At 69.1% G+C, this 20599-nt stretch carries 19 protein-coding genes; 8 read left to right on the top strand and 11 right to left on the bottom strand.

What is annotated here, in order from left to right; all coding sequences use genetic code 11:
* Positions 1-138 precede the first annotated feature (138 nt).
* Positions 139-1413, bottom strand: a complete 1275-nt coding sequence (locus ACIA1L_RS18005) for a CynX/NimT family MFS transporter (protein ID WP_396073853.1) — start codon at positions 1411-1413, stop codon at positions 139-141.
* Between the two features lie 22 nt (positions 1414-1435).
* On the opposite strand from ACIA1L_RS18005, the gene ACIA1L_RS18000 reads away from it, so the two are divergent.
* Positions 1436-2104 carry a FadR/GntR family transcriptional regulator gene (locus tag ACIA1L_RS18000; protein WP_396073852.1) on the top strand — a complete coding sequence of 223 codons (669 nt, stop codon included), beginning with the start codon at positions 1436-1438 and terminating at the stop codon, positions 2102-2104.
* On the opposite strand, the gene ACIA1L_RS17995 is transcribed toward ACIA1L_RS18000, so the two are convergent.
* The 3 genes from ACIA1L_RS17995 to ACIA1L_RS17985 all read right to left on the bottom strand — a co-directional run bounded on the left by ACIA1L_RS17995 (position 2101) and on the right by ACIA1L_RS17985 (position 5440).
* The gene (locus tag ACIA1L_RS17995) at positions 2101-3414 is read right to left on the bottom strand and encodes an MFS transporter (RefSeq protein WP_396073850.1); all 1314 of its coding nucleotides are present in this window, start codon (positions 3412-3414) and stop codon (positions 2101-2103) included. The two genes, ACIA1L_RS18000 and ACIA1L_RS17995, sit on opposite strands and share 4 nt — an antisense overlap.
* A 73-nt stretch (positions 3415-3487) precedes the next feature.
* Entirely contained in the window at positions 3488-3931 is a 444-nt protein-coding gene (locus tag ACIA1L_RS17990; protein ID WP_396074079.1) for a MarR family winged helix-turn-helix transcriptional regulator, read from the bottom strand.
* A 75-nt stretch (positions 3932-4006) separates the two neighbouring features.
* On the bottom strand, positions 4007-5440 hold the full coding sequence (locus ACIA1L_RS17985) for an NCS2 family permease (RefSeq protein ID WP_396073848.1): 1434 nt from the start codon (positions 5438-5440) through the stop codon (positions 4007-4009).
* 241 nt (positions 5441-5681) lie between these two features.
* Here ACIA1L_RS17985 and ACIA1L_RS17980 point away from each other — a divergent pair, with 241 nt between their 5' ends.
* Entirely contained in the window at positions 5682-5894 is a 213-nt protein-coding gene (locus tag ACIA1L_RS17980) for a DUF2530 domain-containing protein (RefSeq protein WP_396074078.1), read from the top strand.
* A gap of 252 nt (positions 5895-6146) precedes the next feature.
* Here the strand turns inward: ACIA1L_RS17980 and ACIA1L_RS17975 are convergent, their stop codons facing one another.
* Complete coding sequence (locus ACIA1L_RS17975; protein ID WP_396073847.1) at positions 6147-7022, bottom strand: DUF3027 domain-containing protein; 876 nt, start codon at positions 7020-7022, stop codon at positions 6147-6149.
* A 105-nt stretch (positions 7023-7127) separates the two neighbouring features.
* Between ACIA1L_RS17975 and ACIA1L_RS17970 the strand changes: the two genes are divergently transcribed.
* From ACIA1L_RS17970 to ACIA1L_RS17955, 4 genes are all read left to right on the top strand, one after another.
* Entirely contained in the window at positions 7128-9275 is a 2148-nt protein-coding gene (locus tag ACIA1L_RS17970) for an MFS transporter (protein ID WP_396073846.1), read from the top strand.
* Entirely contained in the window at positions 9272-10246 is a 975-nt protein-coding gene (mqnB, locus tag ACIA1L_RS17965; protein ID WP_396073845.1) for a futalosine hydrolase, read from the top strand. The genes ACIA1L_RS17970 and mqnB overlap by 4 nt, the downstream gene beginning before the upstream one ends.
* Before the next feature lie 104 nt (positions 10247-10350).
* Positions 10351-11160, top strand: coding sequence for a 1,4-dihydroxy-6-naphthoate synthase (locus ACIA1L_RS17960; RefSeq protein ID WP_396073843.1), 810 nt, complete (start codon positions 10351-10353; stop codon positions 11158-11160).
* A gap of 361 nt (positions 11161-11521) precedes the next feature.
* Positions 11522-12700 (top strand): DNA cytosine methyltransferase, encoded by a 1179-nt coding sequence (locus tag ACIA1L_RS17955; RefSeq protein ID WP_396073841.1) that lies wholly within the window; start codon positions 11522-11524, stop codon positions 12698-12700.
* Here the strand turns inward: ACIA1L_RS17955 and ACIA1L_RS17950 are convergent.
* From ACIA1L_RS17950 to ACIA1L_RS17935, 4 genes are all read right to left on the bottom strand, one after another.
* Entirely contained in the window at positions 12669-13367 is a 699-nt protein-coding gene (locus ACIA1L_RS17950; RefSeq protein WP_396073839.1) for an HNH endonuclease, read from the bottom strand. The two genes, ACIA1L_RS17955 and ACIA1L_RS17950, sit on opposite strands and share 32 nt — an antisense overlap.
* A 297-nt stretch (positions 13368-13664) precedes the next feature.
* Entirely contained in the window at positions 13665-14051 is a 387-nt protein-coding gene (locus tag ACIA1L_RS17945; protein WP_396073837.1) for a cold-shock protein, read from the bottom strand.
* A gap of 61 nt (positions 14052-14112) precedes the next feature.
* Positions 14113-14724, bottom strand: a complete 612-nt coding sequence (locus ACIA1L_RS17940; RefSeq protein WP_396073835.1) for an HAD family hydrolase — start codon at positions 14722-14724, stop codon at positions 14113-14115.
* Complete coding sequence (locus ACIA1L_RS17935; RefSeq protein ID WP_396073834.1) at positions 14721-14930, bottom strand: hypothetical protein; 210 nt, start codon at positions 14928-14930, stop codon at positions 14721-14723. The genes ACIA1L_RS17940 and ACIA1L_RS17935 overlap by 4 nt, the downstream gene beginning before the upstream one ends.
* Positions 14931-15013: 83 nt before the next feature.
* Between ACIA1L_RS17935 and ACIA1L_RS17930 the strand changes: the two genes are divergently transcribed.
* Positions 15014-17446, top strand: coding sequence for a helicase-associated domain-containing protein (locus ACIA1L_RS17930; RefSeq protein ID WP_396073833.1), 2433 nt, complete (start codon positions 15014-15016; stop codon positions 17444-17446).
* A gap of 50 nt (positions 17447-17496) precedes the next feature.
* Positions 17497-19158, top strand: a complete 1662-nt coding sequence (locus ACIA1L_RS17925; RefSeq protein ID WP_396073832.1) for a DNA repair helicase XPB — start codon at positions 17497-17499, stop codon at positions 19156-19158.
* A 4-nt stretch (positions 19159-19162) separates the two neighbouring features.
* Here the strand turns inward: ACIA1L_RS17925 and ACIA1L_RS17920 are convergent, their stop codons facing one another.
* Positions 19163-19651, bottom strand: a complete 489-nt coding sequence (locus tag ACIA1L_RS17920) for an NUDIX domain-containing protein (RefSeq protein ID WP_396073830.1) — start codon at positions 19649-19651, stop codon at positions 19163-19165.
* A gap of 13 nt (positions 19652-19664) precedes the next feature.
* A complete protein-coding gene (locus ACIA1L_RS17915) occupies positions 19665-20570 on the bottom strand; it encodes a Ku protein (protein WP_396073829.1) in 906 nt (301 codons plus the stop codon).
* Positions 20571-20599 lie beyond the last annotated feature (29 nt).

Genomic DNA, 20599 nt, shown 5'->3' with positions numbered 1-20599 from the left:
CCGCGACGAGGGCCGTTCGGATGACCCCTAGTGCCAGCTTTCCCCGCCCCGAAAGCCGCCAGCTTTCCGCGCCCGAAAGCCGCCCCGAGCGCCGAGCTGACCAAGAACCTGACCGCACCAGAACCGGGCCCGGGGTGGTCAGCCGACGCGGCGGTCGCGGCCGGCGAAGTAGCCCGCGATCATCTGCGGCACCATCAGGACCACCATGAGCGTGAGGGGGATCCGCCAGCCTCCGGTGTGTTCGTAGAGCACGCCGACGATGATCGGGCCGGGGATCGACAGCAGATATCCGGCGCTCTGCGCGAAGGCGGACAGTTTCACCACGACCGCGGAGTCCCGCCCGCGCAGCGCGATCATGGTCAGTGCCAGCGGGAACGCGGTGTTGGAGATGCCGAGCAGGACGGCCCACAGCCAGGGCGCCGAGGCGGGGGCAAACGCCAGGCCCGCGAACCCGACCAGGCCGAACAGTCCGAGGGTGACCGCCAGCGCACTCTGCCGCGGCATCCGGCCGGCCACCGCGGAGAGCCCGAATGACAGTGGCACCCCCAGCAGCGCGATCACCGCGAACAGCAGCCCGGCGGTGCCCGCCGAGAGTCCCGCATCTCGGAAGAACTGCGGGAGCCAACCCATGATCACGTACGCGTTGGTGGACTGCAGTCCGAAGAAGACGGCCAACGCCCAGGCGACGGGTTCGCGCCACAGCTTCAGCGCAACCGGCCGGGCCGGCTTCGGGGCCGGGCTTGCGGCGACCTGCGGGGCGGGGTTGCGGGCGAGTCGGAACCACAACGGCAGGGAGACGACCGCCGCCAGCGCCCACACGCCGAGGCCGAGCCGCCAGTCGCCACCGAAGGCACCGGTCAGCGGCACGGTGACCGCGGCCGCCGCCGATGCGCCGAGGTTGAGAGCGACCGAGTACAGGCCGGTCATGGCGCCGACGCGGTCCGGGAACCACTGCTTGACGACGACCGGCAGCAGGACGTTGGCGAGAGCGATGCCGGCGAAGGCGAGCGCGGTCAGGGCCAGGAACAGCGGCGTGCCGCCGGCCCACGGCCGGACTGCGAGCCCCAGGGCCAGCGCCGTCGCGCCGACCGCGATCGCCCCGGCGGGACCCCATCGACGCGCGAGGAACGGCGCGGTCGCACCGACGATCGCGAAGCACAACGCCGGTACGGAGGTGAGCAGCCCGGCAACCGTGGCGCTCATGCCGAGGCTGTCGCGCACTTCAGCCAGCACCGGCGACAGGCTTGCCACGGCGGGGCGCAGGTTGAGTGCCATCAGCACCAGAGCCGCGATCAACAGGCCTCGCCCGCGCAGCGAGCGGCGCAGGGGCGCACCGACCTCCACCGGACCCGCGGTGGGGGTCTCGATGGAACTGCCGCGAACCGCAGTGCGGCCGGTACTGGTCAACGTCATGGCCCCATCATAGAATCATGGGATGAATTTGGGTCCGGTCCCGAGAGCCGAATCACTATCCGGCCGCGTCATCGCTGAGCTGCGCCAACAGATCACCTCGGGCGCCTGGCCGGTCGGCGAGCGGATCCCGACTGAGCCCGAGCTGGTCGCTCAACTCGGGGTCGCCCGCAACACGATTCGGGAAGCGGTCCGGGCATTGGCGCACAACGGACTGCTGGACATTCGGCAGGGCTCGGGCACCTATGTCGTGGCGACCAGCGAACTCGCCGGGGTCATGCAGCGCCGGTTCGCCACCGCCGACCCCGACCACGTCCGCGAACTGCGCGGCACGCTGGAAACCGCTGCGGCGGCGTTCGCGGCCCGCCGCCGCACCGATGACGATCTGGCCCGACTGGAAGCCCTCTATGCCCGGCGCGAGGAGGCTTGGGCCACCCGTGCCCGAGACGCCTTCGTCGAAGCCGACGTCGCGTTCCATCAAGCCGTCGTGGCAGCCTCCCACAACGAGGTGCTCATCGAGCTCTACGCCGACCTCGGCCAGGTGATCCGAGAATCCCTCCGCGGCCACTTCGGCCCCGAACTGACCCCTGAGGGCTACCTGGAGCACCACACGCTGCTGGCGGCGATCCGTGCCGGAGATTCCGTGACCGCTACGGCAGAAGCGTCCTCGTACACATCGACCTGCGAAAGCTAGGCAGCGAGGGCCCGGGGCAGCTCCTGCTCTTCTTCCTCCGGCATCCGGACCAGGGTCAGCCGAGGCCGCGGGTCGATGTGCATGCTGAGCCGGTCACCGGTGCTGCGGAGTTGCCAGAGCAGGGTCGCAGCCGTGGCGATCAGGCAGAGGATGCCGGCCGCCCAGATGCTCGACGGCACTCCGAAGTGCTCGCCCCACCAGCCGGCCAACGACGCGCCGATCGGCGTCGTGCCGAGGAAGACCAGGACGTAGAGGGCCATCACCCGGCCCCGGTAGCGCGCGTCCACGCCCATCTGGACCCGGTGGTTGCACGCCTGCGCCAGATAGATGGAGAAGAAGCCGGTCGGTACGAGCAGGATCATCGCGACCGCGAAGGTCGGGGCGAAGCCCACGGCGATCTCGAAGACGCTGAAGGCCGCCGCGGCGCCAAGCACCCGGTACGCGCCGGGTCGAGTGCGCCGCCCGCTGCCGGCCAGCGCCCCGACCAGCGCGCCCGCGGCCAACGCCGTGGTGAGCAGCCCGAAGGACGAGGGGCCGGCGTGGAAGTGAATCTTCGCGAGTGCGGCCAGGGTGACCGGGAAGTTGAAGCCGATCATGCCGATCGCCGCCATCAGCCCGATGGGCAGGAGCAGGTCTTGGCGCTTCCACACGTACCGAAGACCGTCAATGATCTTGGCATCGCCCGCCTTGACGGGCGTCCCGGAGCGGTAGAGCTCCGCCGGCCGCATCCGCCAGTAACTGAACACCGGCGCGATGGCCAAGGCCGTTGCCAACAGGAACACCGGGCCGGTGCCGAACAACGCGAGGGCAACCCCGGCCAGGGCCGGGCCGCCGATCCGGGCCGTGTTGAACGTTGCCGCGGAGAGCGCGAGCGCGTTCGGCAGCAGTTGCAGCTCCACCAGCTCGGAGACGAACGCCTGCCGGACCGGCGTCTCGATCGCACTCGCGGCGCCGAGCAGCAGAGCGAACAGGAACACGTGCCAGAGCGCCACGACGCCGGCGGCCACGATGCCGGCGAAGACGACCGCGGTGACCGCGAAGACCGCGTTGGCGACGATCAGCAGTGTGCGTTTGTCGTGCCGGTCCGCGAGCTTGCCGCCCCACAGCGTCAGCGCCAGCACCGGCAGGAACTGCAGGGCGGTGACCAGGCCAAGAGCGCCCGGCGAGTTGCCGGAGAGGTCGAGCACGAGCCAGTCCTGCGCCGTGAACATCATCCAGACGCCGACCAGCTTCACCAGCTGCCCGGTCGCGAAGACTCGGTAGTTACGAACTTGCAGGGACTTGAATGTCGTGCTCAGCACTGCCCGCACTCGGCTGCGCCTCCTCCTCCGGTCGTACACGTCATCGCCAGGTGACGGAACGACGGCGGAGGCGGTGCCCGGGTCAGGACCGGGCGACCTGCTGCAGGATCCGCGCTGCCTGTTCGAGCGTGTCGCGTTCCTCGGGACTCAGCCCAGCCAGCTTGCTCGCCAGCCACTCGTTGCGCGCCTCTTCGAACTGCGCGAACACGACCCGGCCCCGCTCGGTCGCCATCAGGAAAACCTGCCGGCGGTCGGTGGGGTGGGGCGTCCGCGCCACAAGGCCGCGCTCCTCCAGCTTGCCGACGATCTTGGTCATCGTCGGCGGCTGGACCCGTTCGACATCGGCCAGCTCACGAGGAGTCAGCGGCCCGGACAGCTGAAGACTGGTCAGCGCCGAGAGCTGGCTGAACGTGAGATCACCGATCGGGCGGGTCTGTCGCACCCGCCGGCCGAGCCGGGTGATCGCCTCACGCAGCGAAACGGCCAGTTGCTCGGCTGTCATGCGCTCCGCCACCGACCGCTCCATCACGTTGGTTAGCTTAACTAATGAGCTTGGCTAACGACATCGCTTACGCCTATGACCGTAGTCACGGGCACCCGCTCACAGAAGCACCGACTCCAGCGGACCCCGAAGGAAGTACAGGACGAAGAGCACGGCCACGCCGGCGAGCAACGGGTGCACCTCCCGGGCCTTACCCACGGCCAGCTTGATCACGACGTACGAGACGATGCCCGCGCCGATGCCGTTCGAGATCGAGTAGGTGAACGGCATCACCGTGATGGCGAGGAAGGCGGGAATCGCGATCTCCGGATCCGCCCAGTCGATCTGCCGCACCGCGGTCATCATCAGGAACCCGACCACCACCAGCGCCGTCGACGCCGCCTCGAACGGCACCACCGTGACCAGCGGGGCCAGGAACATCGCCAGCAGGAACAGGGCGCCGGTCACCAGGTTGGCCACGCCCGTACGGGCACCCTCGGCCACACCCGACGCACTCTCGATGAACGATGTGTTGCTGGAGACACTCGCCGCGCCGCCCGCCGCCGCAGCGACCGAATCGACCAGCAGGATCTCCTTCGTCCGCGGCGGCATCCCCTCGGCGTCGAGCAGGCCACCCTCCTGACCCACCGCCACCATCGTGCCCATCGTGTCGAAGAAGTCCGTGATCAGCAGCGTGAAGACGAACATGACGACGACCAGCCACCCGGCCCGGCTCCACGAATCCAGCACGTTGAACTCGCCCAACAGCGACAAATCCGGCAGACCCACGATCTTGTCCGGCAGCGTCGGCACGTTCAGCGACCAACCGCCCGGGTTCGGTTTGCCATCGACGAACGACGGCCCGACCTGCGCGACCGCCTCCACGAGGATCGCGCCGACCGTGGTCACCAGAATGCCGATCAGGATCGCGCCCTTCACCTTGCGCACGAACAGCACCAGCGTGAACAGCAGACCCAGGCAGAACACCAGCAGCGGCCAGCTCGCCAGCTTGCCCCCGATGCCCAGTTCCACCGGCACGGTGGTGCCCGCCGCGTCCGGCACCCGCCGCACGAACCCGGCATCCACCAAGCCGATGATCATCAGGAACAGGCCGATCCCCACCCCGATCGCCGTCTTCAGCGGCGTCGGCACCGCCCGAAACACCGCCGTGCGCAGCCCGGTCAACACCAAAACCGCGATCACCAGACCTTCGATGACCACCAGACCCATCGCGTCGGCCCAGGTCATCTCCGGAGCGATTTCGTACGCGACCAGCGCGTTCACGCCCAACCCCGCGGCCAACGCCAACGGGAACCGACCCACCACGCCCATCAGGATCGTCAGCAGTCCCGCCACCAGGGCCGTACCGGCGGCCAGGGCGGCCACCGGCAGCTTCGCGCCGGTCGCATCCACGCCCGCGGCCAGGATCAGCGGGTTGAGCACCACGATGTAGGCCATCGTGAAGAAGGTGGCGAAGCCGCCCCTGATCTCCCGGCCCACCGTCGAGCCCCGGGCCGAGATCTCGAAGTACCGATCGAATCCGTTGGTCGTCATCGGTGCCCTTTCACGCAGGGGTGTCCAGCGCATCGAAGCAGACCGACGGGCTCGGCAGAAGATCCGGACTGTTACAACTGTCACGACTCCCCATCAGGGGACGCCCGGGACGTACCCTCATTCCGTGGCAGACCTGTCCCCCGCCCCGCACGCCGCCGCTCCCCGCGTCGAGGAGCCGCACGTGCCCGGCCTGGACGCGGTGACCGGCACCAAACCCCGCCCCGAGCCGCTCGACCCGCCCATGGTCCCGTTCGCTCTGTCCGGCATCGCATCCTTCGCGCTGGCCGGCGTGATCCTGCTCGTGGCCGACGCACCGGACGCCTGGCTGTGGACCTGCCTGTCGGGCCTGCTCCTCGGCATCCCCGGCCTGCTCACCATGATCCGCCACGACGCACACCGACGTCGCCGGCGCGCATTGAGTCACCCCGAGTTCTCGGTCACCGCCGAGAGCTGACGTCCCGCGCGTTCTCTGCAGCCCGGGACCGCCGCTGTCTTCAGCTTTTATTGCTCGGGACCGCCGCTGTCTTCAGCCTTTATTGCTCGCGACCGCCGCTGCTTTCAGCCTTTGTTGCTCGCGACCGCCGCTGCCTTCAGCCTTTGTCGCTCGGGACCCGCCGCTGTCTTCGGCCTTTGTCGCTCGGGACCGCCGCTGGCTTCAGCCGGCTGGGTGTGCTCAGCCGGCACGCTCTACCCGGGCCGGGCTTGCTCAGCTGTGGCCGTAATCCTCGCCGGGTTCGCTGGACTCCACCGAGCCATGACCGCGGCTGACCGCCACCGCCTCGACCTCGCTGTCGTCGTAGACGGTCGGCAACTCCTCGACCGGCTGCTCCGACGAGCCGAGCAACGCCTCGGAGTGGGCACCGCAGCCGTGGTCGGCGCTGACCGCCCGAGCGTCGTCCGGGGCGTAAAGGTTGCCGCAGACGCCGAACATCGACCGCAGCGCACCGGCCAGCGGCAGATAGAAGCCGCAGGTGCCGCAGCGGGCGTTGCGCGGGGCGGCGGTGGCGATCGGGGCTTCCGGGCCGGAGTCGCCCTCGTACCAGCGTTGGGCGGTTTCGATCCGGCCCTCCCGCGACATCACCCGGGACCGGCCAAGGCCGAGCTCCCAGGAGACGCTTTCGACGGCGGCGTCATCGCTGAGCACATAGCCGGGCGAGAGCCGATCGTCGTCGGGCGCGGTCGGCATCAGGTCGCCGACACCCAGGTCGCCCGGCTGCACCCGCTCGTTCCACGGCACCCAGCCCGGCGCCATCAGCGCGTCCGGGCCGGGCAGCAGGACGGTCTCGCACACGGTGACATGCCGGGACCGCGGCACCCGGGTCACCGTGACCGCCCACCGCCAGCCGCGATAGCCCGCCAGGTGGCTCTCAAAGAAATGCGTTACGACCCGGTCACCGTCGGCCACCGCTTCGAGGTGGTCGCCGATATCGGTCGGGTCCACATCGGTGATGGCCCCCCGCGCCACACCGACCGCATCGGCGCAGACCTGGTCGAGTCGGGCGGCACGGTTCGTGGTGGTCCTGGTCGTCACCGATTCATTGTCCCCCACCGACCGACCCGCGTGACAACGACTCCCCCACATCGGGGAAACACCGCACGGCTTCCTGGTGGTCGCGGCGACGAGGTTCGGGGCACACTGCGGGCACGGGAGGCGACGCCGGGTGCTTCGATGCGACAGGATGGGACGATGCCGCTGCTTCCCACGATCGGACGCGCTGTCGGCACCGGAGTCCGGACGATGCGGATGCTGGTGCGCGGCGGGCTGCGCGGGAGCGCCTGGGCAACCCGGCGAGTAGGCGACGCCCGGGCCCGCGGCGCAGCCGGTGAGACCGGCATGATCCGACTTTTCGACCTGCACGCCCTGTCCTGCGCCGGCGACACCCTGATCGCGATCGGCCTGGCCGGCACCATCTTCTTCAACGTGCCGCTAGGCGAGGCCCGCAGCAAAGTGGCGCTCTACCTGCTGATCACGATGGTGCCGTTCGCCCTGCTGGCGCCCGTGGTCGGGCCGCTGCTCGACCACTTCCGGCACGGCCGCCGCTATGCCCTGGCCGCCGCGATGCTCGGTCGCGCCTTCCTGGCGTACGTCATCTCCGACAATTTGCTCGGCTGGGGACTCTATCCGGCGGCGTTCGGCGTGCTCGCGCTCTCCCGGGCGTACGGTGTGGCCCGCTCCGCAGCCGTGCCCCGCCTCCTACCGGAAGGCGTCGGTCTCTCCCAGGTCGGCGCCCGAGCCAGCGTGTACGGCACCTTCGCCGGCGCGGTAGTGGCCCCGATCGGCCTCCTCGCCTTCAAGATCGGTCCGCAGTGGCCGCTGCGCGTGTCCTCCATCCTGTTCCTGGTCGCCATGGTGGTCGCCCTACGTCTGCCGCCTCGAGCCGACTCGGACCCGCCAGAGGAGGTGCCCCGCCCGTTCCGCACGATGCTGCGGCTGCGCCGCGGTCCCGACCGTCCGCTGTCGGGAAACCTCGTGGTGGGCACCCTGATCGGCGCCGCCAGCTTCCGCTGCCTGTACGGCTTCCTCCTGCTCTATCTGGCATTCGCGGTCAAGGCGGGCGGCCTGAGCACCGAAGTCTTCGGCCGCGACATCGGCAGCCAGGGCGCCGTGGCGGTGGTCGGCGGTGCCCTCGCAGTCGGCACGTTCCTCGCCACCGCGATCGGCACCCGCCTGCGCATTCACCGGCCGGCAGCCCTGCAATCCGGCGGCCTGACCGTCACCGCCATCGTGGCCGTTCTGGCTGCGATCTTCTTCACGCTGCCGATGGTGGCCCTGTTCTCCCTGGTGGCCTCGGTATTCAGCGGCATCTCCAAGCTCGCCATCGACGCCAGCATCCAGGAACGCGTGCCCGAACGGCTCCGCGCCAGCGCCTTCGCCCACTCCGAAACCGTCCTCATGATCGCCTGGGTCATCGGCGGCGCGGTCGGCATCATCCCGCTCACCGGACGCCTCGGCATCATCCTGGCCGCCGTCTTCGCCCTAGCCGCCGCCATCCGCGGCGTGATCGCCGCCGGGCGCCTCCGCAAGGAACGTCTCCACGGCCGCCCCGACATCGCCGCCGACGAGAACCCGCCGCCAGCCGACACTGCACCCAGCACCGAAGCCCGACACCAGACCAGCAGCGCGCCGAGCGCCGAGACCGGGACTGAGCGCAGGGCCGGAGCCGGGCACCGCAGCATCCCGGACGCAGGCGCCGATGGTGCACCTCGACCCGCCGCCGAGCCGGTCGACCCCTGGCCGGACTCTCCGACCTCAACCGACGGGTGGCCCGGGCCGGCTGCGCATCCCACTGCTCGACGAAATGACGCGACAGGGAGCGCAGCCGTTAACGGCACCGGACCGCAGCTCGCACCCACGCGAGAATTCCCCGCAACGGCCGAGCCGCCGACCGCGCAGCTGCCCCATGCGCTGAATGAAGCCCGCCCGGCCGCGCCACCGCCGCGCGAGCCGACCAGCCGCAAGCGCCGCTTCTTCTCCCGGTCGCACACCGCGACCGGCGAAGCCGCCGCGCTGTCGCAGCCAGCCCAGCCCCATTCCCGGCCCACCCAACCGCAGCCCAACCAACCGCAGCCGGCCCAGCCCACCCAACCGCAGCCGATGCGGCAGCCGGGGCCGGAGCAAGCGACGAGCCCACACCCACAGGCCGGGCGATCCGGGCCGTCTTCACCGCAGCCTGCGGCCGGGCCGCCTTCACCGCAGCCTGCGACCGCGCCGCCTGCACCGCAGCCTGCGGCCGGTCAGCGCGACGACGACCAGCTCGCCCCGCCGGGCTTCCACATCTATCGGCCGTCCTCCGCCACCAACGACACCACCCATCCCGACGAGGCCAGCCGATGACCGCCCAGCAGCGGCTCCTTGTCGTCACCGCGGTTGAAGCCGAGGCCGCCGCATTCCGGGCCGGTGCCGATCCCACCACCGTCGACGTCGTCCCGGTCGGTGTCGGACCCGCCGCCGCAGCCGCCGGAACCGCACGACTGCTCGCTCTGGCCGAGGCCCGCGGCGTCCCCTACCGCGCGGTGCTCAGCGCGGGCATCGCGGGCGGTTTCGTCGGTCGAGCGGAAGTCGGCGCCACCGTCCTCGCCACCCGCAGCATCGCCGCCGACCTCGGCGCCGAAACACCCCCGCTCACTGACACACCGCCGATCGCCGCACCCGCGTCGACCGAAGCGCCTCCGCCAGCTGACCTACTCCTGCCCGCCGCCGCACCCGCGTCGACCGAAGCGCCTCCGCCAGCTGACCCACTCCTGCCCGCCGCCGCACCCGCGTCGACCGAAGCGCCTCCGCCAGCTGACCCACTCCTGCCCGCCGCCGCACCTACGTCAGCCAAAGCACCCCCTTCACCCCCTCCTGCTGACGCACTCCCGTCCGCGTCCGTCGAACCAGCCCGGACCGGCAGCGCTGAGCAGAGTCATGGGCGTCGACCTCAACCGGCAGACGCAGGCATCGGACAGCCCGGGTTCATACCCATCGAGGAGCTCGGTTTCGGCAGCAGCGTCGCCGAAACCGATCCCACCCTGTTGGCCGCCCTGGTGGCCGCCCTGCCGCACGCCGTCGTCGGGGACGTGCTCACTCTCGCCACGGTCACCGGCACTTCCCCGACAGCCTCCGCGCTGAGCAGCCGTTTCCCGGCCGCCGTGGCCGAGGCGATGGAGGGCTTCGGGGTCGCCTGCGCGGCTCGGGACGCGGGCGTGCCGTTCGCCGAGCTGCGGACGATCTCGAATCCGATTGGCCCTCGGGACCGAGCCTCCTGGCGGCTCCAAGAGGCATTCTCCGCGCTCACCACAGCCGCCGCGAAGGCCTGTGGATAACTCTGTGGACAACCCGCCCGAGTAGCGGAATCGGGGGCGAGTGTGGCGATGCAGACACCGTCCGGTGCGGGTGTCCCGCCCCTGCCGTCGTTACCGTGGCAGGCGTGGCGCTTTCACTCGCGGTATCGCCCTGTCCCAACGACACCTTCGTCTTCCACGCCCTTGTGCATGGACTGATTCCCGGCGCGGCGGCCGTCGACCTGACGTTCGCCGATGTGGATGTGACGAATACCGCTGCCGAGCGTGGCGAGTTCGACCTGGTGAAGGTCAGTTATGCCGCGTTGCCGTGGCTGCTCGACACCTATGAGCTGCTGCCCTGCGGTGGGGCGCTGGGCCGGGGCTGCGGCCCGCTGGTGCTGACCCGGGACGGTCATGACGGCGATCTCACCAGCGCCACCGTGGCGGTGCCCGGCGACCGCACCACGGCGTACCTGCTGTTCCGGTTGTGGGCGCAGGGCAACGCGCCGAAGCGGATCGAGGTCGTGCCGTTCGACCAGATCATGCCGGGGGTGGCCGACGGCACGTATGACGCTGGGCTGGTCATTCACGAGGCTCGCTTCACCTATCAGCGCTACGGCCTGTCGGCACTCGCTGACCTGGGCGAGTGGTGGGAGTCGGACACCGGGCTGCCGATCCCGCTGGGTGCGATCCTGGCCCGCAAGGGCGCGGTGGATCCGCAGGAGGCCGCCGAGTGGATTCGCACCTCGGTGAGCATGGCGTGGGCGAATCCGGCGGCGAGCCGCGAGTTCGTGCTGGCCCACGCGGCCGAGTTGGAGCCCGCGGTCGTCGATCAGCACATCGCGCTCTACGTCAACGAGTTCACCCTCGACCTGGGCAAGGACGGTCTCGCCGCCGCCAATGTTCTTCTGTCTCGGGCGGCAGAAATAGGCATTTCGCCCGCTGTTCGGCTCTAAGTGAAAAAACTCTAGGAACGGATCACCCACCGAACACGTTTCTCAGCCTACTGCGGCGCACCTCCACACCCGGCTGGAAAACGGAAATCCAGGCAGACGCAGCGGCCTGGCCAACGATTCGGCAGAACCACTTCATCGGATTTCGAGTGTCAATTCCTAACGCCAATCTGCTGGCTACCGACGGTTCCGAAAATTCCGTAGCTGACGCTCAGGGGCCTGAACCCTTCGGGCTCTGGGCGGAAGGGCAGCTCGAGCCCAAGAGTGGCTGGCCCCGACATGCGGACGCACCCCAGGGCTGCTGCCCCCGGAGGGTTACTATGGTCCGCAGAACTTTTGAATATAAGCTGAGGAGCGCCGACGCGTGAAGGTAGACGATGCCACCAAGGCACCCCTCCAGGCTTCGCGCAGCCGTACGACCGCGGAGCGCGGCGAATCCGCCACACGAACGTCCGTCAGCGACTCGGCCACTCCATCTTCTACCAGCACTTCGCGCAAACCCAGCCCCACCGTGATCGACCTTTTTTCCGGGGCCGGTGGCATGACCCTGGGATTCCAGCAAGCTGGCTTCCTGCCCGTCCTCGCCGTCGATTCCGACGCCGACGCAATCCGGACGCACGCGGCCAATTTCCCCGGGGAATCGATTTGCACCGACATCCGGACGATCGAAAATTTTCCCGACGCCGACGTGGTGGTAGGAGGCCCGCCTTGCCAGGGCTTCAGCCTCCTGGGAAAGCAGATCAAGCGCGAGCGCACCGAAAACTTTCTCTGGCGAGAGTTCATGAGGTGTGTGGAGCAAGCTCGACCATTCTGCTTCGTCATCGAGAACGTCCCGGAATTCCTGAAGGACGCCGCCTTCGCCGGCGTTCGTGAGGAGTCTGAGCGTCTGGGATATCGGCTGGTCCATCGAGTTCTCAACGCAGCAGACTACGGCGTTCCCCAGAAGCGGCTGCGGACGATCATCATCGGGAGTCGGATCGGGATGCCATCACTTCCCGAACCTACGCATCAGCAGGAAAAAGACCTGTTCTCCGACCTTCCGTCGTGGCGAACCGTCAGGGACGCTATCGGTGATCTCCCCTTGGAGCCGACGGATCGCGATCTCCACAACAGCAGAAACGTGACACCACTTTCCATCGAGCGCTACAAGCACATCCCACTCGGCGGCAATCGCCACAACCTTCCTCCGCATCTTCAACCAGATTGCTGGAGGAACAAGGATCCGCGGGGCGGAGGAAGCGCTGACCTCATGGGAAGAATGCACTGGGACAAGCCGTCCTTGACTATCCGCACCCAGTTTCTCAAGCCGGAGAAGGGCCGCTACCTACATCCGGAAGCCCATCGATCGATCACAGTTCGAGAAGGAGCTCGACTGCAGACCTTCCCGGACTCTTTCACATTCACTGGAAGCACTTTTCAGATCGTCAAACAAATCGGAAACGCGGTGCCCGTGGAGCTGGCCAGAAATGTGGCCGTGGCAGTCCTCAGCCACATCCGTTCACATGGAATGTTCATCGATCCGGCAGTTCTTCCAGCACCCTAGCTATGAATGCTTCGGGCGCCACACCGGTCTGATTGCTCCGATCACGCACCATCCCGGCGGCTTTGGCAGACAACTGCACCACAAAAAAGTCATGGTGTTCTTCCGGAAAAGCGAGCGGGCATCCGCGGCATTCTGTCAACGTGCAGGTCTTGCAGGACTGGCGCTTCTTCAGATTACAGCGGACGCAGAGGGTCTGAAGATTAGCCAGGTCCGACCCGCCACCGCGCTCGGCGGGGACCTTATGGTCGCACTGCGGCTTGTCGGCCGCTCGATCGACATCGACCGAGCCATGACAGAGGGCGCACACCCAACGATCCCGTTCATACACTTTTAAACGGACCGCTCGGGGCACCTCGTATCGAATCTGTTGGGGCCGGATCGGTCCGTCAGACCGACGAACGTACCAGTCGTCGTTTGCGCCGTTGCTGCCGCGCCTACGCTCAATGTCCCAACCATACTCCGAGACTATCTTTCTGATCCTGCGCGCATAGTTCGAGCGCCGATAAGCGGCTTCGATTTGGCTCCGATGAATGGCGACACCCAAGGGCAGAAGATCAACCAACTCTTGGAGATGTCCAGGAAGCGGACGTATCCCTGCAGATGACATGGAAACGTAGCCGAAATCTTCTTCCTCGATGTCGTTCTCGTCCCCGAACAGGGTTGCCATTCAAGGCCTCCTAAGCGCATCTTCGCAACTTCTGGGAACGCAGGTCGCGACCCGCGAAGCCGTGCCCCGGATCGCAGATTCATCATTCAGCCCCGAGGAGTGCCGACGTTTCCGCCCCGGGCTGAGGCGGCGATGACTGAGCCGGTGAGCCAGGCATCCCCTCGAGACGCTTTGGCGGAAGCCCGCGGGCGCAGGTTGCAACATTCGCAACCCTCGACAACGGCTTCCGCCATCGCGCATTTTATTCAGACCGGCGACGCAGATAGACCTTGGTCCAGCCGACGGCCCGGTGCCAACTCAGACTTCGAGCTCGCGAGCCACCGCGTGCACCAGCTGCGCGACCTTCTGCGCTGTCTTCTTGTCCGGATAGCGCCCGCGGCGCAGGTCCGGCTGGATCTTCGCCTCCAGCACCTTGATCATGTCCTCGACCAGGCCGTGCAGTTCGTCGGCCGGGCGGCGGCGCAGCTCAGCCATGGACGGCGGGGCGTCCAGCACCTTGACGCCCATCGCCTGGGCGCCCTTGCGGCTGTCGACCACTCCGAAATCGACGCGCTGTCCGGCTTTCAGGTCGTCGACCCCGGTGGGCAGGGCGCTCTTGGGCAGGAACACGTCTCCGCCCTCGTCGCTGGTGACGAACCCGAAGCCCTTCGCCGCGTCGTACCACTTCACTCGACCCGTGGGCACGCTGACCTCAACTTCACTCAATGGACTGGATTGCTCACGGCTAGGTTAACCAGCGCGCGCGTCAGGGCCCAATCGTTATCCGGTCCAGCAGATCCGGAAGGCCGGTCAGGTCCGGCAGGACGTGCGCCGCACCCGCGTCGATCAGCTCCGCAGCGCTGCACGGGCCGGTGGTGACGCCGATTCCCGGGATGCCGGCCGTGGCTGCCGCGATCATGTCAGCCGTGTGGTCTCCGACATACCAGCGCACGCCATGCTCGGTGAGCGCCGCCGCCTTGCCCTCCGCGAAGAGATCGCCGGCCAACTCGTCGTAGTCCAGACCGAGGTGAGCGAGGTGCAGGGCCGCGAGCCGGCCCAGCTTGGAGGTCACCACAACCACCCGAAACCCGTGCTTCCGTACGCCAGCAAGCGCAGCGACCGCCCCCGGCATTCCAACGGTCGGCTTGATGGCGTAGTCCGGATACAGGCCTCGGTAGGTGGCGACTGCCTCTTCCACATCTGCCTCGGGGAACCACTGCCGCAACTCGGTGCGCAGCGGCGGCCCCAGCCTGGTGACGGCCAGATCGGCGTCCACGTGCACACCGGTCAGCTCGGTGAGCGCCCGGTAGGCAGCGTGAATGCCGGGTCGGGAGTCGATCAGGGTCATGTCCAGATCGAAGCCGACCGCAATTGTCACGGGGTGAGGGTCGGGGTGTACGTCAGGCGCTCTACCGGCAGCGGGAAGGTCTGGTCGTCACCGAACGGCGACGGTGCGGCCGCGCGGTCGCTCACGAGCTCGGAGACGGCGAGGTGCCCCTCTTTGATCGAGGACTCCCGGCCCGGCTTCTGGGTGGCCCGGCCGGCCGGAACCGCCGTACCCGGCATCTTCTTGCTTGCCCCCACAGGTCACTCCCCTTGGTCTCTCGTCGGCCCGGCCACGCCCCGGACCCCCTGCAATGTTCCCACGGCGGCTAGCGTTGACTGCGATGGCCACCGTATTCGCCGACCAGCTCCGGTCGCTCTCCGACGACGCCCTGGGCGCGCTGATCCAGTTGCGCCCCGATCTCGTCGTACCCGTGCCGTCCGACGTCTCTGCCCTCGCGGTCCGCGCCCAGTCCCGGGGTTCGGTGGCCCGCTGCCTGGACGCACTGGACGAATTCACCCTCGCCGTGCTCGATGCGGCACGGGTGTCCCGCGCCGAGGACACTGCGCTGACGTCGGTTTCTGCCATTCTCGCGCTGGCTGGCGGCGCTGATCCCGCCGATGTGCTGGTCGCGGTCGGTCGCCTGCGGGCGCGCTTCCTGCTGCATGGTCCCGAGGACGCCATGCAGGTGGTGGGCGCGGTCGACGAGGTCACCTCACCGTACCCCGCGGGGTTGGGCCGGCCGGCCGACTATCTGGATGCGCAGGCGGCGGCTCTCTGCGCCGACAAAGCCAAGCTTCGGCGTACGGTGCTCGCCGCTCCTCCGGGCGCACGCGCGGTGCTGGACCGCCTCGCGGCCGGTCCCCCGGTCGGCGCCCTAGCCTCGGGCGGCAGTGTCGCGGAGCCGGTGCAGTGGCTGATTGATCAGCACATCCTGGTTCCGGTGACCGAGGCCGGGCGGGCGCCGCGCCCGGACGGAGAGCTGGTGGAGTTGCCGCGCGAGATCGGCCAGTTGTTGCGCCGCGACTCGGGGCCGCTCGGGGAGCTGCGGCCGCACCCGCCGACGCCGGACGGCCCGGTCCGGGACGCGAAGGCGGTCGACTCGGCGGGGGCCGGGCAGGCGATGGAGGCCGTCCGCACCACGGAGACGCTGCTGGAGGCCCTGGGCGCCGAGCCGGCGACGGTGTTGAAGACGGGTGGCCTGGGCGTCCGGGATCTCAAACGGCTGTCCCGCGCGGCGGCTCTGGACGAGGCGTCCACCGCGCTGCTGCTGGAGGTGGCGCATGCGGCGGGGTTGCTGGGCGAGTCCGACGTGGCGGGCACCGGCCGCGGCGTCACGACCAGCCGGGCGACCGGTTCGGTGGACGAGATTTTCCTGCCGACCGGCGCTTATGACCTGTGGCGGGCGCTCAGCATCGCCCAGCGCTGGGAGGCGCTGGCGAACTCGTGGCTGGTCATGACCCGGCAGCCGGGCCTGGTCGGGCAGCGCGACGATCGGGACCGGCCGATCAACGCGTTGGCCCCGGACGCCGAGCGGGCGGGCGCCCCGCAGGCCCGTCGCGAGGTCTGTGCCGCGCTGGCCGGGCTGCCGACCGGCACTGCCCCGCGCGCTGACGACCTGCTCAACCTGCTCGCCTGGCAGGCACCTCGACGGGCCCGCGGCCGAGAGCACGCCCACCGCGACGCGCTGGCTGGGGCGGCGACGCTGGGTCTGACCGGTCTGGGTGCGCTCACCTCGTACGGGCGCCTGCTGCAGACCCAGGACGGTCCCGCCGCGGACGATCCACTCGGCGCGGGGCCTGGCGGCGACCTGGTGCCGGGCGCCTCCGAGGCCGTACGCGCGCTCGATGCGCTGCTGCCCGCGCCGGTCGACCACGTGCTGGTGCAGGCGGACCTGTCCGTCGTCGTGCCGGGGCCGCCCGAGCCGGAGCTGGCCGCCGAGCTCGACGTGGTGGCCGAGTTGGAGTCGGCGGGCGGCGCGAGCGTGCACCGGGTGACCCCGGCCAGCGTGCGGCGCGCCCTCGACGTCGGGTACGCCGCCACGGATCTGCACGACCTGTTCCGCCGCCGGTCCCGCACCCCGGTGCCGCAGGCGCTCACGTATCTGATCGACGATGCCGCCCGCAAGCACGGTGGCCTGCGTGCGGGTTCGGCCGGCTCGTACCTGCGCAGCGATGACGAGGCTCTGGTCGCGGAGGTGCTGGCCGACAAGCGGCTGACGCACGCCGCACTGCGCCGGCTCGCACCGACTGTGCTGGTCAGCCCGTTGCAGCTGGCTCGCCTGCTGGGTGCGCTGCGGGAGGCCGGATTTGCGCCGGTCGCCGAGGACGCGGTGGGGGCGGCGGTCCTGTCCCGGCCGAAGGCGCGGCGGGCTCCGACCCGTACCCCCGTGTCTTTGCGGATCGGCGACCAGGGTGGGCCGCCGACGCTGACCGGGCCGCTCCTGGCTGGCGTGGTGGAGCAGATCCGCCGTGGCGACATCGCCACGCGCGCGGCCCGGCGCGCTCCCGTCACCGTGCGGGCGGCGAACGGGCAGAGTGTGCCCGGCCTCACCTCGGTGCAGGCGCACAGTCAGGCGATGGCGGTGCTGCAGCAGGCGGTCCGGGACAAGGCCCGGGTCTGGGTCGGGTACGTCGACACCCACGGCGCCACGCTGTCCCGGTTGGTTCGCCCGATCTCGATCAGCGCCGGCTACCTGCGGGCGGAGGACGAGCGGACCGAGACGCTGCACACCTTTGCGCTGCACCGGGTGACTGCGGCGGTCCCCGAGGAGTAGCGGACCGTGTCAGACTGGAGGGTCTTCTTGTCTTCGTGGAAGGGCTTCTGGTGAGCGGCGGACCCCTGATCGTGCAGTCCGACAAGACCCTGTTGCTGGAGGTCGACCACCCCGACGCCCAGGCGTGCCGGATGGCTATCGCGCCGTTCGCGGAGCTGGAGCGTTCGCCCGAGCACGTGCACACCTACCGGTTGACGCCGCTCGGGCTGTGGAACGCCCGCGCTGCCGGGCACGACGCCGAGGGTGTCGTGGATTCGCTGATCAAGTTCTCCCGCTACCCGGTGCCGCACGCGCTGCTGGTCGACGTGGCCGAGACCATGGACCGGTACGGCCGCCTGCAGCTCGCCAACGACCCGTCGCACGGGCTGGTGCTGCGCGGGCTGGACAAGATCGTGCTGATCGAGGTGGCGAAGAGCAAGAAGCTCGCGGGGATGCTCGGCGCGCGGATCGACGACGAGACGATCGTCGTGCACCCGTCCGAGCGCGGGCGGCTCAAGCAGGCGCTGCTGAAGCTGGGCTGGCCGGCCGAGGACCTCGCGGGTTACGTGGACGGCGAAGCGCACGAGATCGACCTGGCCGAAGACGGCTGGACTTTGCGGTCCTATCAGCAGGAGGCGGTGGACGGCTTCTGGGCGGGCGGCTCCGGCGTCGTGGTGCTGCCCTGTGGCGCCGGGAAGACGCTGGTGGGCGCGGCGGCGATGGCGACTGCGAAGGCGACGACGCTGATCCTGGTCACCAACACGGTGGCAGGGCGGCAGTGGAAGCGGGAGCTGATCGCCCGCACGTCGCTGACCGAGGAGGAGATCGGCGAGTACTCGGGCGAGCGTAAGGAGATCCGCCCGGTCACCATCGCGACGTACCAGGTGCTGACCTCGCGCCGGGGCGGTGCCTTCACCCACCTCGACCTGTTCGGCGCGCGGGACTGGGGGCTGGTGATCTACGACGAGGTGCACCTGCTGCCCGCGCCGATCTTCCGGTTCACCGCCGACCTGCAGGCCCGTCGCCGGCTCGGCCTGACCGCGACGCTGGTCCGCGAGGACGGCCGCGAGGGCGACGTCTTCTCGCTGATCGGCCCGAAACGGTACGACGCCCCGTGGAAGGACATCGAGGCACAGGGCTGGATCGCCCCGGCGGAGTGCGTGGAAGTCCGAGTCACGCTCACCGACGCGGAACGCATGTCGTACGCCGTGACCGACGCCGAGGAGCGGTACCGGGTCGCCGCCACCGCCCGTACCAAGCTCCCCGTGGTCCGTGCCCTGGTGGACAAGCACCCGCAGGAGCAGGTGCTGGTCATCGGCGGCTTCCTGGACCAGCTGCACGAGCTGGGCGAATACCTGGACGCCCCGATCGTGCAGGGCTCGACCACCAACAAGGAGCGGGAGCGCTTGTTCGACGCGTTCCGCTCGGGTGAGTTGCGCACGCTGGTGCTGTCCAAGGTGGGCAACTTCTCGATCGACCTGCCCGAGGCGGCGGTGGCGATCCAGGTCTCCGGCACGTTCGGCTCCCGCCAGGAGGAGGCCCAGCGGCTCGGCCGGGTGCTGCGCCCCAAGGGCGACGGCCGCCAGGCACACTTCTACACCGTGGTCTCCCGGGACACGATCGACACCGAGTACGCCGCACACCGCCAGCGGTTCCTGGCCGAGCAGGGCTACGCGTACACGATCGTCGACGCGGACGACGTCCTCGGCCCGCCGCTGCCGCAGATCGACTGAGCGGTTATTTCAGGACCATGCGGCCCGTGCTCTCGAAGGTGACCAGGTCGGCGAGGGTCTCGTCGATGATCCGGGAGTGCGGGCCGGGCAGCGCGTCGAGCGCGAAGAAGCCGGCGTCCACCGACTCGTCGGTCACCTTCTGCAGTTCGCCCTCCCAGGTGTGGATCCGGAAGGACATGAGGATCTGCTGGTAGGTGTGCCCCCAGCCGTTCGTGAAGGTGTACGCGCTGTAGAACGCGAACGGGGTCAGGGAGGTCGCCCGCAGTCCGGTCTCCTCCCAGACCTCGCGAATCGCGCATTCCTCCATGCTTTCGCCGAGCTCCATCGCCCCCGCCGGAATTGCCCAGCGGCGATTGTCGGAGCGCTGGATCAGCAGCAGCCGCCCCTCGTCGTCGATGATCACGCCGCGCGCGCCGACGAACAACAGCGTGTCCGCGTCGCCGACGGTGCCCCGCACTTTGCCCAGATAAGACTCAGCCCACGTCAATCCCACGGGCCCACGATAGTCAGGCGGATTTCTTGGCGGGGGTCGTCTTCTTCGCCGGGGCCGCCTTCTTGGCGGGTGCGGCTTTCTTGGCAGCGGCCTTGCTCGCCGACTTCTTGGCGGGGGCGGGCGCTTCCGCAGCCTTCTCGCCGCGGGCCTGCTTCGCGCGTTCAACCGAGGCCTTCAGCGCTGCCATCAGGTCGACGGCGGCCGCCGGGACTTCCTCGGCCTCTTCGGGGGCGACGACCTCCCGGCCCTCCACCTTGGCGTCGATGACTTCTTGCAGCGCCGCCCGGTAGTTGTCCGTGAACTCCTCCGGCTTGAAGCTGCCGGCCATCGAGTCGATCAGCGACGAGGCCATCGCCAGCTCCGCCGGGCGCGTCTCGATGTCGTCGTCCAGAAAACCGAAGTCAGGGGTACGGACCTCGTCCGGCCAGAGCATCGTGTTGAGCACCAGCACGTTGTCGTGCACGCGCAGGGTTGCCAGTTGTTCGCGTTGACGCAGGGCAATCTTCACGATGGCGACCCGGTCTGCCTCGGTCAGGGCGTCGCGCAGCAGCACGTATGGCTTCGCGGCTTGGCCTTCCGGTTCCAGGTAATAAGCCTTCGCGAAGAGCAGCGGGTCGATCTGATCGGCGGGCACGAATTGCAGCACGTCGATCGCCCGGGACGTGGTGAGCGGCAGCTCGGCGAAATCCTCGTCGGTGAGGATCACCATCTCGCCGCCGCCGATGTCGTAACCCTTGGCAATGTCGTCATAGCTGACCACCTGGCCGTCGACCGAGCAGGTGCGCTGGTACTTGATCCGGCCGCCGTCGGTGCGATGCACCTGATGGAAGCGAATGTCCTTCTCTTCGGTGGCCGAAAACAGTTTGACTGCGATCGATACCAGACCGAACGAGACCGCGCCTTTCCAGATCGCCCGCATTGTCGCCTCCAACCCCGTGCGCTGTCGCT

It is taken from the genome of Actinoplanes sp. NPDC051859 (assembly GCF_044452725.1).
Lineage (GTDB): Bacteria > Actinomycetota > Actinomycetes > Mycobacteriales > Micromonosporaceae > Actinoplanes.
This window is presented reverse-complemented; position numbering and strand designations above follow the sequence as displayed.